Source organism: Oleiphilus sp. HI0123 (assembly GCF_001635315.1).
The window spans coordinates 1-6,332 of record NZ_LWGE01001160.1 but is presented as its reverse complement, the minus strand read 5'-3'; the positions used below and the strand labels follow the sequence as shown (position 1 = coordinate 6,332).

General features: G+C 44.9%; 4 protein-coding genes. 3 read left to right on the top strand and 1 reads right to left on the bottom strand.

Translation table 11 applies throughout. From position 1 onward, the window contains the following. The 3 genes from A3761_RS12495 to A3761_RS12485 all read left to right on the top strand — a co-directional run. Positions 1–239, top strand: a 239-nt coding sequence (locus A3761_RS12495) for an LSM domain-containing protein (protein ID WP_231881219.1), incomplete at its 5' end; no start/stop codon positions are given. 30 nt (positions 240–269) lie between these two features. Continuing rightward, positions 270–1,592 (top strand): amino-acid N-acetyltransferase, encoded by a 1,323-nt coding sequence (gene argA, locus A3761_RS12490; RefSeq protein ID WP_197470293.1) that lies wholly within the window; start codon positions 270–272, stop codon positions 1,590–1,592. A 48-nt stretch (positions 1,593–1,640) separates the two neighbouring features. Then, a complete protein-coding gene (locus tag A3761_RS12485; RefSeq protein ID WP_068750291.1) occupies positions 1,641–5,720 on the top strand; it encodes a DUF1631 family protein in 4,080 nt (1,359 codons plus the stop codon). Between the two features lie 59 nt (positions 5,721–5,779). Here the strand turns inward: A3761_RS12485 and A3761_RS12480 are convergent, their stop codons facing one another. After that, entirely contained in the window at positions 5,780–6,199 is a 420-nt protein-coding gene (locus tag A3761_RS12480; protein ID WP_068512558.1) for an OsmC family protein, read from the bottom strand. Positions 6,200–6,332: the final 133 nt, after the last annotated feature.

The window sequence follows — 6,332 nt, the reverse complement described above, 5'->3', positions numbered from 1 at the left end:
GCAGCGGTCAGGCGACAGTGGTTTTGAGTAATTTACGCTATCAGCCAACTGATATTATGGTTTTATCCGAATTCGTCGACCGTAAAGTAAGAATTGAACTCAAGGATGGCAAAACCTACCAGGGCTTGTTGAAATCTGCTGACGAACAAAAAATTGAAGTGACGCTTATTTTTGGCGGTGGGACTGCAGATTACTTTTTTGCTAATGAGAAAATAGAACTCGTCGAAGTTTGGCGCTAATACGCTGCCAACTCAGGTATTCATAAATAGATGACTGAAATGAAAGAGTGGGTGAGCTGGTTTAGAAATGCTTCCCCCTATATAAATGCTCACCGTAATCAGGTTTTTGTGCTCGCCCTAAGCGGAGAAGCGCTAGCAAACCATAATCTGGCGAATATTATCAATGATATTAGTTTGCTAAATAGCTTGGGTATTCGCTTGGCTATTGTTTTTGGGGCTCGTCCGCAAATAGATGAGGAGCTTGCCGACCGGGGGATACGTTCAAAATTTCACTTGGGCCTTCGTGTAACGGAAGAAAGAATGATGCCTGCGGTGCTTAAAGCCTACGGAAGACTTCGTTCGGAGCTCGAGGCTCGCCTCTCTATGGGGGTTGTGAATTCGCCAATGCACGGGGCTAAAATTCGAGTAGTCAGTGGCAATTTTGTTATGGCAAAGCCTCATGGTGTGAGTCGAGGTGTCGATATGGGCCATACGGGGCATGTCAGGAAGATTGAAGTCGAGGCTATTACCCAGAGCTTAGAGTCAAGCTCAATCGTTTTGATTCCTGCAACTGGGTACTCTATGAGTGGTGATATTTTCAATTTAAGCTACGAAGAGCTCGCAGGGGACTTAGCGGTAAGGCTACAAGCAGATAAGCTGATATTTCTAGGTAGTGAAAGCCCTATTTCGACAGAAAAAGGCACAGCAGTAAAGCAGCTGACGGCTGAAGAGGCCTTGTCTCTTGTCGACACAAAACGTGCTGGTACTGAGCTAATTGACGCGGGTACTCCCTTGAATTTGCTATATTCCGCTGCGATAGCTTGCCAGGCTGGTGTGACTAGAGCTCACTTGCTTGGTTATGCTCATGATGGTGCTTTGCTTGAAGAGTTATTTACCCGAGATGGTCATGGCACAATGGTTAGTGTCGAAGTCTTTGACCAAATAAGGCCAGCGAGACTGGAAGATACGAACGGTATTTTGAACCTGATTCGTCCTCTTGAAGAGCAAGGCTATTTGGTTAGACGCTCACGAGAGCTACTTGAGACGGAATTAGATTATTTTCTGGTTGAGGCTCGTGACAACGCGATCATAGCTTGTGTTGGTTTATATCCTTTTACTGAAGACAAGGCCGGTGAACTCTCGTGTTTCGCGGTCGATCCGGATTATCGACAAAAAGGCCGTGGAGATCGTTTGTTAGAAGCTGTAACAGATAGAGCAAGGTCTCTAGGCTTATCCCGTTTATTTGTGTTAACAACTAAGACTGAACAATGGTTTAAAGAACGGGGCTTCGGCTTGAGTTCTTCAGAGCACTTGCCTGGCGGGAAAAACTATAACTCTAGCCGCAATGCAAAAGTATTGATGAAACAGATTTAGACTATTCATGGACCATATTAATCGAACTCAACAACAGCGGATTACGCAATGAACAAGAGTCAGGAACGTCGCTCAAGTATTCGTCGACCGATTCATCATGAGGCAATACTGCACTTAGGTAAAACCCACCATGTTCCTTGTGTGATTGCAGACTATTGCCCTGACGGTATGTTTCTCAAATTTGATCGTGAGTATATCGACTTTTTGGCCATACTTAGAAAAGAAGATTTACTGGACCTTTCTTTTAAGGACTTGCGTGGTAAAGAGTTTCACATCGGTGCGCATCTCGCACATATGATGACAGGAGCTTTTGGTATTCGCTTTACTGAGCGTAAACCTCAAGCTATCCGTGCTTTGGTTGCTATGAACCAGGGTGCACGTTCGGCACCAAGCGAAGAGAGCAAAAAGATTGTTGAGGAGTGTATAGAAAGGATTCATAGCACGACACTTCCCTTAATGACAGACCTTTGGCCAGTTTTAATTGAGGAAATAAAGCAAGCTTCAATACAGGCCCAAAGTGACCAAAAAGCCAATGAGCTAATGGCCGCTGCTGAGAAAGTAGAGAAGAGTCAGCGTGAACTGCAAGCTGGTTTTTCAATTGGAGTGCAAGATCCTTTAGGGGCATATCAAGAGCATCTGGATATGTCTACAAAAATGAGCGATACCCTATCGCTTGTCGATAAAGGTGACTTTGAAGACTGGTTGACTTCAAGGGTCTTGATTACCAAATGTGAAACTCAATATCGTGCCGAATTATTACCTCTTAAAGTCCGTTTGGATGCGGTAGGAATTGGTGATAAAAACCATCACCAAAGTGTTTTTGGCCCAGCATTGTTGGTGAGTGCTTTTCATGCCGCCGTTATACCTCTGCGCTTGGGTGGGGCACTAGAGAAACTGGTTTTCAAGGTGTTTGAAAAGCAGGTAATGACGTCGCTTGATAGTTTGTATTTAGGTTTAAACCAGATTTTGGTTAACCATAATATTCTACCGAATATGGATCTGGCTAAGGCAGTCAAGTCACGTGCAGAAGCTAAACCTAAGCGATCAAAACCAGAGCCCTCTCAGGAGAAAAGACCGCAAGAGCAAGAAAATTCAGCTCAGGGTGGTTCTGCAGGTGGGCCTGGTGTGGCGGGAAGGCCAGGCTATGTGCCGGAAGCGTCCCCTATGGCAGCCAGTTTAGAAAGCCAAGCAAGTTTAGCTACCTCCGCTGAAACTCAACAAAACCAAGATGCCTTGGGAGCGCCAAGTGCCCCGTTAGAAGAGCAGCGTTCTTCCTTTATCGAATCTCTTGGTGGTGGAACCGGGCAAGCTGATACTCAAAGCGCTGCATTAACAGCGCCGCCTTTTCAGTCCGCAAGCTCTCCTTCAGGTGCGGCTCCAGGTCTAGGAACACTATCCGGTCAAGCAAATCAAATGGGTGGCGATAGTCCATTCCAACAAAATCAGGCAGAAGTGCAAAGTGCGCTAAATAATGTTGTGGGTTTGATGCGATCTTTGCGGAAAAAATCAGCTGAACAGAGTCAGCGCTTAGGTGAGGCCAGCGCTCCACTAGAGAATTACTCGCAAGGAGAGTTCACCGAAGGCCTTGCTGAGCTTCAAGGTGCTAGTGATGCTGACAAGCTGGAAGAACGCCCTAGCTTGATGTCCCGAGTAGAGGAGAGCTTCAAACAGCAGGGAACTGAAAAAGCACTCGATGAGCAACAGAAGGTTGCTATCGATGTCGTAGATCGCTTTTTTTACAGTATGCGGAATAACCCCCGTATTAGTTCTGAAGCAAAACAGCACCTACTTAAACTTGAAGTACCAGTACTGAAAGTGCTACTGAAAGATGAGCGTTTCTTTGAAGATCATAATAGCTCCGTCAGAGCTGTTATGAACCGTATTGCTCAGCTTGGCGCAAAAGGTGTTACCTTGAACCCTGCAAGCCGGCGAAAGGTGTCAGAATTAGTAGAGCAGATTGTTGAGCAGTTTGAACAAGATACTGAAATATTCGATAGCGTCCTGGCAGAATTGGACCAATTGATCGAGAAGCAAAACAAGCTATATGTTAAGAATGTAGAGCGAGTGGCAGCCGCTGCTGATGGTGTGCATAAGGTTGATGAGGCCAAGGTTGCGGTTGCAACAGCACTTAATCAACGTTTTGCTGGAANGCAGGTTCCATCAGCCGTTAGTGTGTTGGTTGAAAATGGCTGGAAGGAACTGCTGAACCTCACCCATATAAAATATGGTGAAGATAGTGAGCAGTGGCATACTTATTTATCGGTTCTTGATCGTCTAATTGCTTTTGGAGACAATCCTGAAATCCCCGTTGATGCTAAGAAAATTATTCCTGTTATTCAAGAAGGTCTGAAACAGGTATCGGGAACGAATGAAGCGTCTGGCACTGTAAGAGAGTCGTTAAAGCATCTTATTCAAAATGCGCCACGTGGTTGCCATAATATGGTGCAAGCTAAGTTACAAGACCTGCCAGAGACTGAAGATGACTTGGTGCAACGAAACCTTACTAAGTCTCAAGAGCTCAAAACCTGGATTCTAAAAGCAAAATCTATTGAAACGGGTACTTGGCTGCAACTTGAGCGAGAAGGAAAGGAACCGCAATACATGCGCTTGGTCTGGATAGCGAAAGGCTATAGCAAGTTCGTATGTGTAAACCATCAGGGTATGAAAGTTATTGAGCTGGGCTTACTAAAGTTTGCGACGTACCTAAGAGACCGGCGAATATCTCTGGATTTTGATTATGAACTACCCATGGTTAACCAGAGCCTCGACAATATGGTTGCCGAGGTTTACGACAAGATAGCGTATGAGTCGAATTATGACGAAGGTTCAGGCCTAATACGTAAATCAGAGTTTTGTCGTCAGGTTAGAACCTTGATGAAGAAAGGCAAGCGAACTGCAGAGTGTTACTTACTCTATATTCGTTTTTACGATACCAAAACAGATGATGCAGCAAGTTTGGAGCCGAGTTTCGCTAAGGATGTTGCAGGTCAATTGAGTGGTATGCTTGGTGGTGGTGTTTTAGGGCGGGTTAATGATTCTGACTTCGTCTTATTTACGGTTGACCATGGCGAAGAGTTTTTAGGTTTGCGGTGCCAGGATACGCTGGAGACTCTATGTGAGTCTGAAGAGACTGCATTGTCAGTGTTGATTGGTGAAAGTAAGGCGCATATGGGGTTTTATAACCCAGAGTCAATGATTCGTGCTGCATTAGAGTTAATTGAAGAGAGCTTTGCCCGAATACATCAAAGTGATGAGGGTGTCGATGGATCAGATTCAGAGTATCGAAATGAGCTTGAAGACGAGTTTGCCTCGGATGGCGTTCGTGTTAATGAACCAGAGCCTGTCGCCAATTCAGACAATATCCCGACTTTATATATTGACGAGTCAGAAAACATTTTACCTGAAGATATAGATTTTAGTGCGCTGACGCTTGAGCTGAAGATGCAGGTTGTGGAGTGTTTAAACAATACTGAGAGTGAGGCCGATGCGTCGAGCAGCAATAGCGTATTACAGAATCACGTGAACCTGTTGTGCTTTGTTGAGGGGGGGCAATCGCCTTTTGAGGTCAGTGGCGATGAAGATGCCAAAGAGCTGGATGCATGGTGGATTGCGCAGCTGATAGCCTTGCAGGCACATCAGCACCCTGTTTTAGATGATGAGAACTATGTCCGAGTGCAGATTAGTGGTTACTCTTTATGCGATGAAGAGTTTACTGAACAAATGCTTTCTCTTTCCAGAGCAGGGAAAATTCCCGCTAGAAAAGTATGTTTTGATCTATATGACTGCGCAGCGATTGAAGATATTCACTCTGCGGTGGCTTATATGAACCAATTAAAAGCGGAAGGCTTCAAATTTTGTCTCGATCACTTTGGCTCAGAGCGGTCTCCGTTTGCCTTTCTCAAAGCGTTGCCTTTCGATATGATCAAAATTGATGAGTCGTTTATGGAAGAGCTGAATCAAGCCGAAGGTGATGAAAAGGCGGCGGATTCGATTATAGAAATCGCTCACTATTTAGGTAAGAAAGTCTTGGCTAATGCCGTTGACACAGCCATCTGTCTGCAAAAAATGAAGCACTTGAAGGTCGATTTTGTTCAGGGCTCTTCCGTCTCTGCTTATATCGATTTATAGCAAGAGGCATAGAGCGAATTAGTGAGTTTAATTCGCTCTATATATTCAAGAACTATGGCTCAGGCTTCTTTTATCTCATAGCTGTGAGCGATTTCCACACCGCCTTTCTCAAGCATAATCGAAGCAGAGCAATACTTTTCAGCAGAGAGAGAAACGGCTCTTTTTACTTGGCTTTCTTTAAGCTGCTCACCACTGACAATGAAGTGGATGCTGATCTTGGTAAAAACACTGGGGACTTCGTCGGCACGTTCTGCGTCGATAATTGCTTGGCAGTCAGTTACGTTTTGACGGGATTTTTGCAGAATGCTCATGACGTCAAATGATGTGCAGCCACCCAAACCTAGTAGCAGCATTTCCATAGGTCGAGGGCCTTGGTTTTTTCCGCCATGGTCAGGAGGGCCATCCATTACTATTTCATGACCTGAGCCTGATTGACCTACAAATTTGGCGTCACCGCCCCAATTAATTGTTACGTTCATGTGTGTACCTAATGAGTATTCGTAATGAGAATTGAATTAGCGAAATTGCGTCGAAGAAGTACTTAAAAAAGCGAGTAGAGGACTGTTGGTTCCTCGAATGTCACTTGCTCTAGTGTGTATGTTACAAAATGAT